12 protein-coding genes and 1 pseudogene are annotated in these 16,732 nt (G+C 40.8%); 12 read left to right on the forward strand and 1 reads right to left on the reverse strand.

Annotation, left to right across the window (positions count from 1 at the left end; translation table 11 throughout):
• Positions 1 to 4 precede the first annotated feature (4 nt).
• The 3 genes from BW980_RS02530 (at position 5) to BW980_RS02540 (ending at position 1,752) form a co-directional block, all read left to right on the forward strand.
• The gene (locus tag BW980_RS02530; protein WP_013992813.1) at positions 5 to 388 is read left to right on the forward strand and encodes a TraR/DksA family transcriptional regulator; all 384 of its coding nucleotides are present in this window, start codon (positions 5 to 7) and stop codon (positions 386 to 388) included.
• A gap of 70 nt (positions 389 to 458) precedes the next feature.
• A complete protein-coding gene (locus BW980_RS02535) occupies positions 459 to 1,073 on the forward strand; it encodes a hypothetical protein (protein WP_076453370.1) in 615 nt (204 codons plus the stop codon).
• Between the two features lie 37 nt (positions 1,074 to 1,110).
• Positions 1,111 to 1,752, forward strand: coding sequence for a lipoprotein signal peptidase (locus BW980_RS02540; protein ID WP_076453371.1), 642 nt, complete (start codon positions 1,111 to 1,113; stop codon positions 1,750 to 1,752).
• Positions 1,753 to 1,755: 3 nt separating this feature from the next.
• On the opposite strand, the gene BW980_RS02545 is transcribed toward BW980_RS02540, so the two are convergent.
• Positions 1,756 to 2,319, reverse strand: a complete 564-nt coding sequence (locus BW980_RS02545; protein WP_076453372.1) for a 5-formyltetrahydrofolate cyclo-ligase — start codon at positions 2,317 to 2,319, stop codon at positions 1,756 to 1,758.
• A gap of 443 nt (positions 2,320 to 2,762) precedes the next feature.
• On the opposite strand from BW980_RS02545, the gene uvrC reads away from it, so the two are divergent.
• From uvrC to BW980_RS02590, 9 genes and pseudogenes are all read left to right on the forward strand, one after another.
• Positions 2,763 to 4,550 (forward strand): excinuclease ABC subunit UvrC, encoded by a 1,788-nt coding sequence (gene uvrC, locus BW980_RS02550; RefSeq protein ID WP_076453373.1) that lies wholly within the window; start codon positions 2,763 to 2,765, stop codon positions 4,548 to 4,550.
• Positions 4,551 to 4,623: 73 nt separating this feature from the next.
• Complete coding sequence (locus BW980_RS02555) at positions 4,624 to 6,825, forward strand: patatin-like phospholipase family protein (protein ID WP_245799922.1); 2,202 nt, start codon at positions 4,624 to 4,626, stop codon at positions 6,823 to 6,825.
• 187 nt (positions 6,826 to 7,012) lie between these two features.
• The gene (hppD, locus tag BW980_RS02560; protein WP_076453375.1) at positions 7,013 to 8,155 is read left to right on the forward strand and encodes a 4-hydroxyphenylpyruvate dioxygenase; all 1,143 of its coding nucleotides are present in this window, start codon (positions 7,013 to 7,015) and stop codon (positions 8,153 to 8,155) included.
• Between the two features lie 487 nt (positions 8,156 to 8,642).
• Entirely contained in the window at positions 8,643 to 9,422 is a 780-nt protein-coding gene (locus tag BW980_RS02565; RefSeq protein WP_076453376.1) for a DUF3108 domain-containing protein, read from the forward strand.
• A 5-nt stretch (positions 9,423 to 9,427) separates the two neighbouring features.
• Positions 9,428 to 10,399 carry a tryptophan 2,3-dioxygenase family protein gene (locus tag BW980_RS02570; RefSeq protein ID WP_076453377.1) on the forward strand — a complete coding sequence of 324 codons (972 nt, stop codon included), beginning with the start codon at positions 9,428 to 9,430 and terminating at the stop codon, positions 10,397 to 10,399.
• Position 10,400: 1 nt separating this feature from the next.
• Positions 10,401 to 11,695: pseudogene (locus tag BW980_RS02575) on the forward strand (peptidoglycan DD-metalloendopeptidase family protein).
• Between the two features lie 79 nt (positions 11,696 to 11,774).
• Positions 11,775 to 13,412 (forward strand): glucose-6-phosphate isomerase, encoded by a 1,638-nt coding sequence (pgi, locus tag BW980_RS02580; RefSeq protein WP_076453378.1) that lies wholly within the window; start codon positions 11,775 to 11,777, stop codon positions 13,410 to 13,412.
• 136 nt (positions 13,413 to 13,548) lie between these two features.
• Entirely contained in the window at positions 13,549 to 16,191 is a 2,643-nt protein-coding gene (locus BW980_RS02585; RefSeq protein WP_317042168.1) for a TonB-dependent receptor, read from the forward strand.
• 97 nt (positions 16,192 to 16,288) lie between these two features.
• Entirely contained in the window at positions 16,289 to 16,729 is a 441-nt protein-coding gene (locus tag BW980_RS02590) for a hypothetical protein (RefSeq protein WP_013992801.1), read from the forward strand.
• Positions 16,730 to 16,732 lie beyond the last annotated feature (3 nt).

A 16,732-nucleotide genomic window follows, 5' to 3' on the forward strand; every position in this document is an offset into this window, starting at 1 on the left:
AATAATGGCAGAAGATTTAAAAGTTAGATATTCGGACAAAGATCTGGCCGAATTCAGGGAGTTGATCGAAGATAAGATCGAGAAGGCTAAGAGCCACTTAGAGTTATTGAAAAGCTCATATATGAACGACGGCAATAATGGTACGGACGATACTTCACCTACCTTTAAGGCTTTTGAAGAAGGGTCTGAAACCATGAGCAAAGAGGCGAACACCCAATTGGCCATCCGTCAAGAAAAATTTATTAGAGACCTTAAGAATGCACTTTTGCGTATCGAGAACAAAACATACGGCATTTGTCGTGTTACCGGTAAGCTTATCGCCAAGGAACGTTTGAAATTGGTTCCCCATGCTACTTTGAGCATAGAGGCGAAGAACATGCAAAAGTAATTTTCTGCTCTGTAAAAATTATCAAACCCACGAGAAGTGTATTCTTGTGGGTTTTTTTATACCTGTACATATGAGGTTCTTCGTGATTTTATTTTTGTCCTTCCATCTCTTGTCGGCCCAAAAGGTGGTGAGGAAGTCATTGGTAAACAGCGAAATCACCTCAATAAACATTGATGTCACCAATTGCTACAAATTAGCGGTGGAAACGGTACCTGGGACCGAAATGTCAGTAGAGGCCACCATAGATGGGGAGTACATGAAAGACCTTTTGGTTTCGGTAAAAAAAGAGGGTAATTCTATTATGGTCAGCAGCGGATTTCAACCTAATTTTCACAATCCTAACGATAAGCTCAGTGCCCATAAGGTGGTTTCAATAGCATTGAAAGTGGTATTGCCGCAGTACAAATACGTGACCGTGTTCGGTACGAGCTGCAACGTATTAATGAGTGGAGACTATACTGATCTGAACGTTTCTCTGAACGATGGCCGCTGTGCGCTTTCAAACGTTTCTGAAAACGTGAACGTACATACCCAAAGCGGCAGCATATGGCTTGCTGCGAAAAGCGGGAATATCCAAGTAATTAATAAATACGGTACCGTTGAAAGGGATAATATTCCCTTTGGGGATACGAAGTATACGCTTACTACCGTTACAGGGAATATTCAAATTACGAAAACCGAATAATATACTTATTTTTGCGGATTCAACTTGTATACGTACCATGAACTTAAAGAAATCCTTGCTCATTATTATAGCTGTTTTAATCATAGATCAGCTGAGCAAAATCTATATCAAGACCAATTTTCAACTGGGCGAGTCGGTTGAGGTTTTTAGTTGGTTCAAAATATTGTTCATTGAGAACTCTGGTGCGGCTTGGGGGGCTAAACTAAGTGATTTTCTTCCTATATCGGAACCGTCCGGTAAGTTGGTGTTGACCGTATTCCGTTTATTTGCCGTTGCCGGAATCGGATATTGGCTGTACGATACCATACGTAAAAAATCTTCCCAAACACTTGTTCTTGCCGTGTGCCTGATCTTTGCCGGTGCTTTGGGCAATATAATAGATTCTGTTTTTTATGGCGTAATATTTAGTGATAGCTATCAACAACTGGCTACTGCCTTTTCTGATGATCCCTACGGAAGTCTTTTTTATGGAAAGGTCGTTGATATGCTCTATTTTCCCATGGTAGATACTACCTGGCCGTCATGGGTGCCCTACTTGGGCGGGTCTAGTTTTCGTTTCTTTGAACCTGTCTTCAATATTGCCGATATGGCGATAAGTACTGGGGTTGGTATACTCTTGGTGTTCAATAAGAAAGCCTTCGGAAAAGTAGGTGGTGATCCTATGGAAGAAACAGAGTAGTGTTTAAAAAGAATAGGTTTTTGCCGGGGTTACGCAGTAATCTAAACCAACGTCGTTGCTGTTGGTGTCCTCTATTAATTCTTCTTCTGCCGGAAATAGGGATAGGCCTATTTTGACGACATCGGGTCGGCATTGGGCTAAAAAGCCATCGTAAAACCCTTTGCCATAGCCCACACGGTTTCCTTTTTTGTCAAAGGCCAACAAAGGAATGAAAACAACATCGATTTTATTTGTCGGCACCTCAATACCATCAACGGGTTCGGGTATATTCCAATGGTTTTTCCGTATGCGGGTAGAGTCGGTCAGCAGATAGTGTTGTAAAGTTGCGCCATCGGCCATTTTGGGCAAGACGATATCCTTGTCTTTCCCTTGAAGGATAGTCAATATGAAAGAGGTATCTATTTCTTTATTTTCGGTAATCGGTAAAAAGATATGGTAATAACTGAAAGACCATATCGGCAAGTGGAGTAAAGCGTTGGCAATACTTAAACTAGAATCGGAAAGGGATTCTTGATCTAAAGAAGCTCTTTTGGTTTTGTAAAGAGATCGTAAATCGTTCTTAAGCATTGAGCGTAATCTCTTTAGAAATGGGAAACTTCGAGTGCGCCTATTCTTTTACAGACACTGCGTAATATATCTTAAAAGATATCATCAAGATAAGATACAGGCCGAGGGTTATGATATATTTATCCATGTGGTATATGATTTTGATGTTTAAATCTAAATAAAAAAACGATTGAAAACACTTTTAAGTGCAAGTTTTTATCGGTGAAATACATTTTTTAGTGTTTTTTTAACAAAAATTGCTCAAAACATGTGCAACAGTGTGCAAATGTTTTCTTAAAATAAAGGAAGTAAGGAGCTTTCTTACTTTCGGTTCTTACGAAAAAAAATAGTCTTAGATCTTTCGTTAAAAAAGAGTAAAACACCTAGTCCTTTTGATAAAACGTAGTAATTTAACGTGGTAGAACCACGATGGTCTACCGCTACAATTGATAAACGAATTTATAATGCCCCAAGTACCTATAGACGTACAGCTTAGTACCTTGCCCAAAAGTCCCGGTGTTTATCAATTTTATGATGCTGACGATAAAATATTATATGTAGGAAAAGCAAAAGACCTAAAAAAAAGGATTTCGTCTTATTTTACCAAAAATCACGAGTATGGTAAGACGAGGGTATTGGTCAAAAAGATTAGAAGGATCAAGCATATTGTTGTGCCGACCGAATCCGATGCCTTGCTTTTGGAGAATAATCTTATCAAAAAATACAGGCCGAGGTACAACGTCTTGTTAAAAGACGATAAATCGTATCCATGGATATGTATCAAAAACGAACGCTTCCCCAGAATATTTCCAACACGGAAAATGATTAAGGACGGAAGTGAATATTTCGGTCCGTATACCAGTATGAAAACGGTTCGGACCTTGCTTGATTTGGTCAAGGGGGTGTATCCCTTACGAACCTGTAACTATGACCTTTCCAAGGAAAAAATAGAGAGTGGCAAGTATAAGGTCTGTCTCGAATACCACTTAGGGAACTGTAAAGGTCCCTGTGAAGGCTTGCAGGATGCCGAAGAGTATCACGCCCAAATTGAGGATATTAGAAAAATCATAAAGGGCGATTTCAAATCATCGTTGAGCTATTTTCGAACGCAAATGAAATCCTTGGCTTCGGAAATGAAATTTGAGGAAGCCCAGCAAGTAAAGGAGAAAATAGAGATACTTGAAAACTACCAGGTGAAATCTACAATTGTTAATCCGAAGATCAATAATGTAGATGTGTTTTCCATTATTTCTGACGAATCCCACGGTTATGTGAATTTCTTGCAATTGTCGCACGGGTCCATAATACGCTCGCATACGCTCGAAATGAAGAAGAAACTTAACGAGACCGATGCGGAGTTATTGGCCTTGGCCATTATAGAAATCCGCCAGCGGTTTAATTCCCTTTCAAGGGAGATTTATCTGCCGTTTGAAGTGCCGGTCGAGTCGCATCTTAAAGTTACGATACCAAAATTGGGTGATAAGCGGAAAATTCTAGACCTATCGGAGCGTAATGCTAAATTCTATAGGCAAGAACGGTTCAAGCAGATCAAGATCATCGATCCCGATCGGCATACCAACCGCATTATGGCCCAAATGAAAAAAGACCTACGCCTGTCCGCAGAGCCAAGACATATTGAGTGTTTTGACAATAGTAATATTCAAGGAAGCAATCCTGTGGCCGCCTGTGTGGTCTTTAAGGATGGGAAGCCTTCGAAAAAAGATTACCGGCATTTTAATATAAAAACCGTAACGGGGCCCGATGATTTTGCTTCTATGGAAGAAGTGGTCTTTAGACGCTACAAGCGTTTGCTGCAAGAAGAAGAACCTTTGCCGCAACTCATTGTTATCGATGGGGGAAAGGGGCAACTGTCGTCGGCCTTAAAAAGTCTCGATGCGTTAGGGCTAAGGGGAACAATTGCGATTATAGGCATTGCCAAGCGTTTAGAGGAGATCTTTTTTCCAGAAGACCCGATTCCGTTGTATCTTGATAAAAAATCGGAAAGCTTAAAAATAATACAACAGCTCAGGAACGAAGCCCACCGTTTTGGCATTACCTTCCATAGAAATAAAAGAAGTAAGGCCGCTATAGATTCCAGGTTGGAAAGTATAGATGGTATCGGGGCAAAAACAGCGGAAGAACTGTTGAAAAAATTCAAATCGGTAAAACGTATAAAGGAAGCATCCATGGAAAACTTGACCGAGGTAGTGGGTGTGTCTAGGGCCAAAAAAGTTTATGAAGCATTTCATTAAATATTATTGTGGGTGGCGTTCCGTGCGAACATGTACGTTCTTCTTGTGCCTATTTTTTATGGTTGGGCCTGCTATGGCGCAGCAATCAGGGGAAGAAGGGATAAAGGTAGGCCTGGTTCTCAGTGGTGGTGGGGCCAAAGGTATGGCACATATCGGTGCGATAAAGGTGATAGAAGAAGCGGGAATAAAAATAGATTATATCGGGGGTACCAGTATGGGGGCTATCGTCGGGTCTTTATACGCAGCGGGTTATACCGGTAATCAATTGGATTCCATTTTTAGGGCAACGGATTTTACCAATCTGATACAGGACAACCTGCCCCGTAGCGCAAAAACCTTCTATGAAAAGGAAAATTCCGAAAAATATGCGATAACCCTTCCGTTCGATGGGTTCAAGGTTTCCGTGCCACCGGCCTATTCAGGTGGACAGAACGTGTATAACGAACTTGTGAAGTTTTTGTACCCGGTAAGAAATATAACCAAGTTCGATGAGTTGCCGATCCCGTTCGTTTGTATCGCAACCGATGTCGAAACGGGCAATGAGGTTATTTTAAAGGAAGGCTACCTTCCGGAAGCGGTAATGGCAAGCGGCACCTTGCCCTCGCTTTTTGAACCGGCAAAAATCAACGGAAAAGTGTTGATCGACGGTGGGGTGGTCAATAATTATCCTATTGACGAGGTGAAAGAAATGGGGGCCGATATCGTCATAGGGGTCGACGTTCAGCACGGACTCAGAAACCGGGAGTCGTTATTGACCGCTACCGAAATCCTATTGCAGATAAACAATTATAGAACGGTGCTCGATATGAAGGAAAAGTCTAAAAAGACCGATATTTATATCAAGCCCAATATGAGTGAGTTTTCTATAATGGATTTCGATTTGCACGACGTGCTGATCAAAAGTGGGGAAGATGCGGCGCTCAAAAATATGGATGCTTTAAAGGCATTGGCCGAAAAGCAAAAGGAGAAGCCTTCGGAGCGCGCTAAAATCGTGCCTTCGGACACCTTGTCCATAGACCGTTTGATCATTCGCGAAAGTCCTAATTATTCCCGAGGCTACGTAAAGGGTAAGCTTAGGTTCGATACCGATAAGCCTACTACGTTCTCTAGGCTTCAGCAAGGGATCAGCAATCTTGCCGCGACCGGAAATTTTCAAACCATTCACTATCAATTACGCGATAATGACGATGAGCGAATAATTGAGCTTGACCTCGACGAAACCAAGACCAAATCGTTTATCCGCCTCGGTGCCCACTATGATAATCTCTATAAGACCGCCGCAATACTCAACTACACACGGAAAAGCTTGATTACCCGAGATGATGTTTCTTCCTTTGATTTTATTGTTGGCGATAATCTTAGGTATAATCTGCAATACTATGTCGATAAGGGATTTTACTGGAGTTTTGGTTTCAACTCAAGGTTCAACAAGTTTGAAAAGGAGGTGAATTTCGATTTATTGCGTGAAAACTATGACGTACAGGTCGGGTTGAACGTAAATACCATCAACATGGATGTTACCGATCTTACCAATCAGGTGTACGTCCAAACCGTACTTCGGGAAGAATTTGCCTTTAGAATGGGTTTGGAACATAAGTTCTTAAAATACACGACCAAAACCTTGAGGCGAGATGTAAACTTACCAGCGGGTCAGGGTCAAGATGAGCGTACCATATTTGAAAAAAGTAATTTTTACAGTGCTTTTGGGCAGTTGACCTTTGATACGTACAACGACAAATATTTTCCATCCAAAGGACTGTATTTTGATGGGGATTTCCATTTTTATGTATTGTCTTCCGATTTTAACGACAATTTTAAGGAGTTTTCAATAGCCAAGGCCAGGGCGGGCTTAGCCGTACCCTTGGTCGGTAATCTGTCTTTGAATACGGAAATTGAGGGAGGTTTTAAGTTGGGAACCTCAAATGTGACCTCTTTCGATTTTGTACTTGGGGGGTACGGAACGAACCTTATTAACAACTTCCGGCCCTTTTTCGGCTATGATTTTTTATCGTTGCCCGGAAACGCCTTTGTAAAGGCGCATGGTCGCCTCGATCTTGAGTTTGCGCCCAAAAACCACTTTATGTTCACGGCCAATTATGCCAACGTCGATGATGACCTGTTTAGAACGGGCGAATGGTTTACCCTGCCAACTTACTCGGGATATGGTGTCGGTTATGGATGGGAGTCTTTTTTAGGCCCGCTACAAGTACACTATACTTGGACCCCAGAGGGCAGTCAGGGGAATTTCTTTTTTAGTTTTGGGTATTGGTTTTGATGAGGTTTGTCGGTCTTTATTATTTTTTGCGATATTTGTAAATATGTTAGAGCTACGAGTTGATATTACCTCGCACTTGAGGGCTATGTGGTAAGTGAAATGAATTGGGGCGGTTTTCGCTAAGGGTGTGCCTATTGCCTTAAAGGCCTCTTGTTATATTATTTTACTTTCATTTAAAAATACGCTTATGTCAACTTTAGATAATACCTCGTTACAATTACCAAAAGAAAACCCACAGGCAGAAGATTTTCTTCCGTTATTGGGAACCGATTATGTAGAACTATATGTGGGTAACGCCAAACAGGCTGCCCATTATTATATGTCGGCTTGGGGCTTCCAGCCACTAGCGTATGCGGGTCTTGAAACGGGCCTGAAAGATCGTGTCTCTTATGTAGTGGAGCAGGGAAAAATACGTTTAATACTTACTTCGCCTTTAAAACCGGGAGGCGAAATTAATAAGCATATAGATTCTCATGGTGACGGTGTAAAGGCCATAGCCCTTTGGGTAGATGATGCGCGCCATAGTTTTAGCGAAACCGTGAAACGTGGGGCGGAAGCCTATTTTGAGCCTAAGACTTTGCAAGATGAGGAAGGCGAGGTTGTACTATCGGGTATTCACACTTATGGGGAAACCGTACATATTTTCGTAGAGCGAAAAAATTATAAGGGCGTATTTATGCCGGGCTTCAAAGCTTGGAAACCTTATTACCAACCAACCGATGTAGGCCTGAAGTATGTGGATCACATGGTAGGTAATGTGGGCTGGAACGAAATGAACAAGTGGTGTGAATTTTACGCTAAGGTCATGGGCTTTGCGCAGTTGGTATCCTTTGATGATAAAGATATATCTACGGAATACACGGCTTTGATGAGCAAGGTTATGAGCAATGGAAACGGTCGTATTAAGTTTCCGATAAACGAACCTGCAGACGGCAGGAAAAAATCACAAATAGAGGAATATATAGAATTTTATAATGGTGCGGGGGTACAACATATGGCCCTAGCTACGGATAATATTATAGAAACCGTTTCTTCCTTACGTGATCGCGGTGTTGAGTTTTTGACCGTCCCTGCGAGCTACTATGAAGACGTTCTGGATCGTGTGGGTGAAATTGATGAGGATTTGGTGCCGCTTAGTGAACTGGGTATTCTTATCGATAGGGATGATGAGGGCTACCTACTACAGATATTTACGAAGCCTATTTTGGATCGCCCGACAATGTTTATAGAAATTATTCAACGTAAGGGGGCCAAATCGTTTGGTAAAGGAAATTTTAGAGCCCTTTTTGAAGCGATTGAAAGGGAACAGGAATCTAGGGGGACCCTGTAAATTTGAAATTTGACCACGGCCAAACTTCAAGCTTTGAAGGCCGCTATTTTAAGGCATAGCACAGCACAGCTTCTTAATGAAATGCCAAAATCCCTGCTGTAAGTAAAAAGAACTGTTAATGTAATAGTTAAAGTAAGTTAAAAGGGTTTGAGGTTTAAAGGTTTGCCTTAAATTTGCTGGCGTAAGGGGTGGTTCCCTTACAACTTTAAGTATTGGTTTTTCATAATTTAAAGTTTGGTTGGTTATTTAGGAAAAGCCCTGACATGTAATGTTGGGGCTTTTTTTCTGTATATGGGTGATTGCCCGTGTGTTTTGGGCTGGAGGGCTGTTTCATGTAAATTGAAGCCATAGTTTTTAGGTTGCGTCAAAAACTAAATAGTCAGGCATAGCAATGCATGCAATACTTTGGAATAAATTTTGTTTAAGTAATTGTGAGTCCGTGGTAATATACAAGTGCATTTTGTATTTTTATCGTAATACTATAGCTATGAAAAACGCCTTTACCCTATTTTTTCTTCTTACTGTTTTTTCTTCCTATTCCCAGCAAAGTAAGTCTGCTTTTCAACCCGGTGAGTGGTTGAAGTTTAGAATGCATTATGGCTTTTTGAACGCCAGTTATGCGACCTTGCATTTAAAGACCGCGAATATTGATGGAATTCCGGTATATCACGTTGTAGGAAAGGGCAGAACAACCGGGTTTGCCAGTGTGTTCTTCAAAGTGGACGATACCTATGAAAGTTATTTTGGAAAGGAAGACGGTCGCCCTTATAAGTTCATTCGTAAAATTGACGAAGGTGGTTATACCAAGGATATTGAGATAAATTTCGACCATAAGGAAGATAAAGCCGTCCTGTACGATAAAAAACACAATAAAAAGTATAAATTTGAATTAAAGGACAGTATTCAAGATTTGCTATCTGCCTTCTATTATCTTCGAAACAACTACGAACCAAGCGATTTGGTAGTCGGGGAAGCCATAAAATTGAAAATGTTGTACGATGATGACGGTATTTTCAATTTTAAGCTTAAATATTTGGGAACTGAAATACTAAAAACTAAGTTCGGTAAGGTAGAATGTTATAAATTTAGACCCTTGGTACAGTCCGGTCGTGTTTTTAAGGAAAGGGAGAGCCTTTCGTTATGGGTTTCGGCAGATGATAATAGAATTCCTATCCGCATACAAGCCGATTTGGCGGTGGGGTCTATTAAAGCTGACCTTGACGGTTATAACGGACTAAAACACCAGTTCAAGATAATAATGGACTAAGCCTGATGAGAGATAAAGAGCGAATAGATTCACAAATTTCAAAACTAGAAGAAAAATATAAAGATTCTGGTCAAGATTTGAGCTCTTATTTAGATGGCCTTTTGTACCAACGTTACCTTACCTATTGGGATTATATTCATCTCGATACGCTGTTAAGTCTACAGGTTCCCCGTACCTACTTTCCCGATGAGGAAATTTTTATCATGTACCATCAGATTACCGAGCTTTATTTTAAGCTTATTTTACACGAACAAAAGCAGTTGGTCGATGATAAATCACAGAATATTGATTTCTTTATAGAAAAGGCCAGACGGATCAATAGTTATTTCAAAGCCTTGATTTCTTCTTTCAGTATCATGATCAAGGGTATGGAGCGCGAGCAGTTTCTACAGTATAGAATGGCTTTGTTGCCAGCTAGTGGGTTTCAGTCGGCCCAATATCGAATGATTGAAATTTATGCCACGCCTTTGGAGAATTTAGTGCATCACACACAACGCGATAATTTTTCGTCGGCGAACAGTATAGAGGAACTGTACGAGGGGATATATTGGAAAAAAGGGGCTACGGATTTGGCTACCGGGGAAAAGACCTTGACACTGAAGCAGTTCGAGTATAGATATACGCCGCGATTGATACGAATTGCCAAGCAAGTAGAAGAAAATACCATATATCAAAAATATCAGCAATTGCCTGAGGGCAAGAAAGATAATAAAGAGCTGATAGATGCGTTAAAGACTTTGGATATGAATGCGAACGTCAACTGGCCTTTGATGCATATGGGCTCTGCCCACCGCTACTTGGCAAAGGACAAAGAGGAAATAGAGGCCACTGGTGGAACCAATTGGAAAAACTATTTGCCGCCAAGTTTTCAAAAAGTCATATTTTTTCCTGAGATATATTCTAAACAAGAGTTAAATGATTGGGGCAAAGAGTGGGTAGACCATATCTTTAACCCAGAAAAGAAACAAACACATTAGCATGCAAAAATATTGGGGCCTTTTTTTAATCGTTTTATTATCCTTATCCTGTAAAGATGATCGGCCAGTCCTTAAGGAGCCGGTCGATAAAGAGTTGGCCGTTGTAGTACCCGAAAAACCCGTAATGAAGCAGTTTGGGTTCAACCTAGATGAGTTCACCGTACAATTGGACACCGTGAAAAATGGTGATAGTTTTGGGGAGCTTATGTTGCAGCATAAGGTAGAATATCCCAAGATTGCCAAAATAACCCAAGATTTTAAAGATACTTTCGATGTTCGGAAAATACGTGTGGGCAAACCCTACCTGATTTTAAAGTCGAAGGATACTACGGAGGCGGCTCAGGTTTTTATTTATGAGAACGATGCGATCAATTATACCGTTGTCGATTTAAGGGATACCGTAAAGGCGTATAAAGACAAAAAGGAAGTTACTTATGTAGAACGTGAGGCTTCGGGGGTGATTGAGACTTCTTTGTCGCAGGCTATTTTAATCAAGGTATAGACTATACGGTAACCAATAGCCTTTCTGAAGTGTATGCTTGGACCATTGACTTCTTCCGTCTTCAAAAAGGGGATAAATTCAAGGTAATCTACAAGGAAAAATACATAAACGATTCGATATATGCTGGAGCCGGGCCAATTGAGGCGGCTTATTTTGAGCATAATGGAAGACCGATTTATGCCTTTTCTTACGAGAACGATTCCTTAAAAAACATTCGTGATTATTTTGATGAGGAAGCGAACAATTTAAGAAGGACCTTTTTAAGGGCTCCGGTTCAGTTTAGCCGTATCTCATCGAGGTATAACCTTAAACGTAGAATAAAGTATTACGGAAACCGCATCAGGCCCCATAAAGGTACTGATTATGCTGCGCCCTTAGGAACGCCTATTTTGGCCACTGCCGATGGTACGGTTACGGAATCTACAAGAAGGGGCGGTAATGGCAAGTATGTGAAAATCAGGCATAACGGAACCTATTCTACGCAGTATCTGCACATGAAAAAGCAGAATGTGAAGCGTGGTCAGTATGTGAGACAAGGTGATGTGATCGGTTGGATCGGTATGACAGGTAATACCAGTGGTCCGCATGTTTGCTACCGTTTCTGGAAAAACGGCAGGCAAGTGGATCCATTGAAAGAAGAGCTTCCTTTGGCAGAGCCTTTGGATGAATCTTTACAGCCGGAATACTTCGACTACATCGGTCCGATAAAGGATCAACTTGACTGTATGTCTTACCCAGAAATTCCAACGGAAGAAATTATAGGGTCTGAAGATTTGGCGTCGGCAGAAAAATAAGGTCTGTAGAGGTTTTGGTTTAGTTTGAATATGGCTTATTTTCGCCATGGACAATTGCTAACACCTAAAATAAACCAGAATGTCTTTACAGAGCACGAACCCTACGGAAACCCCTATTTGGGAGAAACTTACCCAACACTATACAAACAGTCAGGCGAAAAAGGTAAAAGACCTCTTTGCGTCCGATCCATCGAGGGCGGAGAAGTTCACTTTAAAGTGGAACGATTTCTTGGTCGACTTTTCGAAAAACAGAATCACGGAAGAAACGATGCAGTTGCTTTTACAGCTGGCCGAAGAAGTGAATTTGGCCGATGCCATTAAAAAGCAATTCGATGGAGACCTGATCAACCAAACCGAAGGGCGTGCGGTGTTACATACCGCATTAAGGGCCAAAAAGTCCGATACCATTCTCGTTGACGGCAAGAATGTTGTAGAGGAAGTCTATCAGGTAAAAGAACATATAAAGGCGTTTACTGATAATGTAATTTCTGGAAAGGCCACAGGGTATACTGGCAAGGCGTTTACCGATGTCGTGAACATTGGTATTGGTGGATCTGATTTAGGTCCCGCAATGGTCGTTGAGGCCTTAAAATTCTATAAGAACCATCTAAAGCTTCATTTTGTAAGTAATGTAGATGGAGACCATGTCAACGAGGTGTTAAAAGAACTTGATCCGGAGACCACTCTTTTTGTGGTGGTATCGAAGACCTTTACTACACAAGAGACCCTCGGTAATGCTACTACCATAAAAAAATGGTTCTTAAAACATGGTACGCAAGAAGATATTGCCAAGCATTTTGCTGCGGTATCTACAAATACCGAGGCCATTGCCGAATTCGGTATTGCTGCCGATAATGTATTTCCGATGTGGGATTGGGTCGGCGGCCGTTTTTCCCTATGGAGCGCTGTAGGACTTTCGATTGCGTTGGCAGTGGGTTTTGATCATTTTGATGAGCTGCTATCGGGAGCCAATGAAATGGACGAGCATTTCAAAAACACCGATTTTAAAGATAATATTCCGGTTGTATTGGCGCTATTGAGCGTTTGGTACAATAATTTCTATGGGGCCGAAACCGAGGCCATCATTCCCTATGCTCAATATTTGAGTAGGTTTTCCGCTTATTTGCAGCAAGGTATAATGGAGAGTAATGGTAAAAGCGTAGATCGTAATGGTAAACGTGTGGGTTATGAAACCGGTACTATTATATGGGGCGAACCAGGAACCAATTCACAACACGCCTTCTTTCAGCTGATCCACCAAGGAACAAAAATCATTCCCGTTGACTTTATCGGTTATAAGAAATCATTGCATGGAGACACTGATCACCACAATAAACTAATGGCCAATTTCTTTGCGCAGACCGAAGCCTTAATGAACGGTAAAACCGAAGAGCAGGTGCGTGAAGAGTTGCAAAGTAAGGGGGTTAGTGAAAACGAGATGGAAAAACTATCGCCTTTTAAGGTCTTCGAAGGTAACAAGCCTACCAATACAATTCTGATAGACCAATTGACGCCTAAGAGCTTGGGAAGCTTAATTGCGCTGTACGAACACAAAATATTTGTTCAAGGCGTGATTTGGAACATCTTCAGCTATGATCAATGGGGCGTTGAACTGGGCAAGCAGTTGGCGGGTACGATTTTGAAGGATATTCAAGGTTCAGAAATTGCTGATCATGATGGTTCTACTTTGCAACTTTTAAGATATTTTAAGAGTTAGAATAAGGTTTTCTCAGTTTTTGTAAATGTGGGCGTAACTTCCTGTTTTTAAGGGATAATTCGCCCTCATATTAGTATATTTGCGAAAAGGTTATTTAACCTTCCCTTAACATTCGTGCTCATAAAATGCAGCACTTTTGCAGCAAACTGAAAACGTAAAAACAGAACAAATGAAAAAAATGTACTTCGCTTGGGTCGCATTTCTAATGACGGCAATGGCTTTTTCACAGGGAACCATTACAGGTACTGTTATTGATGGCGAACTTAATGAACCACTGCCAGGGGCTAGTGTTGTTCTGCAAGGAACAACCAACGGAACCTCGACGGATTTTGATGGTCAGTTCAAAATTGAAACGACCAAAAACACAGGAACGCTTGTCGTTTCTTATATTGGATATACATCTAAAAAAGTGGCCTTTACCAGTGCCGGTGATATCGGTCGGATTGTGTTGGAACCAGATGCGGAGCAATTGGGCGAAGTTGTTGTTGTTGGTTCGGGGATTATTGACCTTGCCGGTTCTCGGGAAACACCGATAGCCGTATCTACTATTGGTGTGGCTGAGATTCAAACGAAAGGTGTGGGGAATGTTGAGTTTCCTGAAATAATGAAAAATACTCCAAACGTATATGTTTCCAACCAAGCAGGTGGTTTTGGTGATTCGCAAATGTACTTAAGGGGATTTGATCAATCGAATACAGCCTTCCTTTTGAACGGTCAACCTATTAACGGTATGGAAGATGGTAAAATGTACTGGTCTAACTGGTCAGGTATAACCGATGTTGCAAATGCCGTACAGGTTCAAAGAGGTTTGGGGTCTTCAAAATTGGCCATCTCTTCCGTAGGGGGAACAATAAATATCGTTTCCAAATCTATGGATAGGGAAGAAGGTGGTTTTGTACGTTTTATAGCGGGTAATGATAGTTATGCGAAAACTACAGTGTCTTATAATTCGGGACTTCAAGGAAAGTGGGCTTATTCAGTTCTTTTGGATCACTGGCAAGGACATAGGAAGTATGCAAGTGGGACAAGGGGGCAAGGTCAAAATTACTTTGTTTCGGTAGGATATGTTCCAAATGAGAACCACACCATTAACTTCTTATTGACAGGTGCCCCACAATGGCATGGTCAAAACTATTCCAAAGATTTGGAAGAGTATGAGCAATATGGTGAAAAATACAATGATAATGCTGGTTTCTTAGATGGTGAATGGACTACCTGGAGAAAAAATTATTATCACAAACCGGTTGCCAACCTAAACTGGGACTGGGAGATTAATGAAAAGAAAACGTTATCCACTGTATTGTACGCCTCTTGGGGTAGAGGTGGGGGAACAGGTGCGTTAGGTGCAGGTGCTGATACCTATGACCTTTTGACATCTGATAAAGGATTAGCTGATTTTGATGCCGTATACGCCAATAACTTGGCCGAGTCTGATGCCAATAATTTGGGGTCTTATAATAATGGAGGGGTAATCAGGTCATCGGTCAATAACCACAACTGGTATGGTTTGATTACAAACTATAATTACGATACCCAAGAAAATTGGTCTTTCAATGCTGGGGCCGATTTTAGATTTTATAAAGGAACACACTTCAGGCAACTAGTTGATTTATTGGGCTTGGATGGTTTTAAGGACAACTATAAATCAGCAAGAAGGGATAGTGACTATGTATTGTCTGAAACCTTTAAGGCAGATCCTTGGTCAGCACTTTTCGATTATGCCGATGCCGACCAGAGATATGATAGGGATTACTCGGAATGGATTAATTACCAAGGTGTCTTCGGTCAAGCTGAATATGCAAATAATGGTTTTTCAGGATTTTTTCAAGGGGCATTATCTAACCAATCTTATGAAAGAGAGGAAAGGTATACAACCCTTACAGATGAAAAGTCTGAAAAAATCAATAAACTTGGATATAATCTAAAGGGTGGTTTGGCCTATGAATTTGTTGAAAATCATAAGATTTTTGCCAACGCAGGATATTATTCCCGTCAACCGTTTTTAGATAATATTTTCGAAAATGTAATTGAAGGAAATGAGTTGGTCGACAATGGAGATGTGGATAACGAAGAAATATTGGGCTTAGAGGCTGGATATAGGTTTGCGTCTGGAGATATTGTCTTCAATCTTAATGCATACTATACCAATTGGAAAAACAGGTTCTTATCTGTTGGGGGGTCAACATTGGTGAATGGGGTTGATACTGATGTTTATTATTATTATACCGGTATTGCTCAGGTACACAAGGGATTAGAGGCCGATTTCAAATATAGGCCGTCTACAGCGCTAATGCTGAGATGGTATGGTACAATCGGAGATTGGGAATATGATGGAACAACACCTTATCGTATTCAATTACAAGATCAAGGTTCTGGAACAAGTGATGTTTTGGAAAGAGGGGAAATTGATTTAACGGGAACTTATGTCGGTAATGCACCACAGGTTTCTACTGGTTTTGGTCTTGATGTAGATGTGCTTAAGAATCTTAGTTTTGATGTTGACATGAATATCTACACGAAACTATATGGGTTTGTTGATACTGAGGATGTAATTGCCGGAGCTAATAGTGGAGAGGTCTATCAAGCTGAGAGATTGCCTGCATATACTTTGTTTGATGCCGGATTAACATATGATTTTAGTCTTGGGGGAAATGACCTTAGGCTTAGAGGTAACGTTTATAACTTGTTTGGTGAAAACTTTATCAATCAAAAAGATCAGTATGGTTACTACTTAGGTAATGGTACTACTTATAACGTTAGTCTTCGTTTTAATTTCTAAACATTGAACCTAAAGAAAGAGTTTGAAAACCCTGCCAACTGGCAGGGTTTTTTTATGCTCAAAATTCAGTACATTTAAAGCTTAAAATATAACTACTATGTACGAAATTATTCAAGTTGTTCACTCTTACTTGGCTTATGTTGTTCTTGGCCTTTTATTCTTTGCGGTCGCCAATGCCATAATGGGTTTGGTAGGCAATAAAATGTTTACCATGGAAAAGGACTTGCGACTAAGTCTTTTTACCTTGATTCTTGCCCATATTCAGCTGTTGATAGGCCTAATCTTATATTTTGTCTCTCCGAGCGGATTACAGGCAATTCAGACCCTTGGTATGGGAGGGTTAAACGCTGCATCAAGATTATTGGCAGTAGAGCACCCGTTCATTAATATTATCGCCATCGTCTTGATTACCATAGGTTGGTCGCGTCATAAAAAGTTTGTGGAAGGGAATAAAAAATTTAAGAGCATTGCCATTTTCTATGGTTTGGGACTTGTACTGATTCTCAGTCGTATTCCTTGGGGCCAATGGCTCAATTAGTTC

This window comes from Zobellia uliginosa (assembly GCF_900156625.1).
Lineage (GTDB): Bacteria > Bacteroidota > Bacteroidia > Flavobacteriales > Flavobacteriaceae > Zobellia > Zobellia uliginosa.

Bases quoted from the DNA above. Each gene is read 5' to 3' on its own strand.
- pgi (WP_076453378.1), top strand. From the start codon at position 11,775: ATGTCTTTACAGAGCACGAACCCTACGGAAACCCCTATTTGGGAGAAA.
- BW980_RS02530 (WP_013992813.1), top strand. From the start codon at position 5: ATGGCAGAAGATTTAAAAGTTAGATATTCGGACAAAGATCTGGCCGAA.
- BW980_RS02535 (WP_076453370.1), top strand. From the start codon at position 459: ATGAGGTTCTTCGTGATTTTATTTTTGTCCTTCCATCTCTTGTCGGCC.
- BW980_RS02555 (WP_245799922.1), top strand. From the start codon at position 4,624: ATGGCGCAGCAATCAGGGGAAGAAGGGATAAAGGTAGGCCTGGTTCTC.
- BW980_RS02570 (WP_076453377.1), top strand. From the start codon at position 9,428: ATGAGAGATAAAGAGCGAATAGATTCACAAATTTCAAAACTAGAAGAA.
- BW980_RS02565 (WP_076453376.1), top strand. From the start codon at position 8,643: ATGAAAAACGCCTTTACCCTATTTTTTCTTCTTACTGTTTTTTCTTCC.
- BW980_RS02590 (WP_013992801.1), top strand. From the start codon at position 16,289: ATGTACGAAATTATTCAAGTTGTTCACTCTTACTTGGCTTATGTTGTT.
- hppD (WP_076453375.1), top strand. From the start codon at position 7,013: ATGTCAACTTTAGATAATACCTCGTTACAATTACCAAAAGAAAACCCA.
- BW980_RS02540 (WP_076453371.1), top strand. From the start codon at position 1,111: ATGAACTTAAAGAAATCCTTGCTCATTATTATAGCTGTTTTAATCATA.
- BW980_RS02545 (WP_076453372.1), bottom strand. From the start codon at position 2,319: ATGCTTAAGAACGATTTACGATCTCTTTACAAAACCAAAAGAGCTTCT.
- uvrC (WP_076453373.1), top strand. From the start codon at position 2,763: ATGCCCCAAGTACCTATAGACGTACAGCTTAGTACCTTGCCCAAAAGT.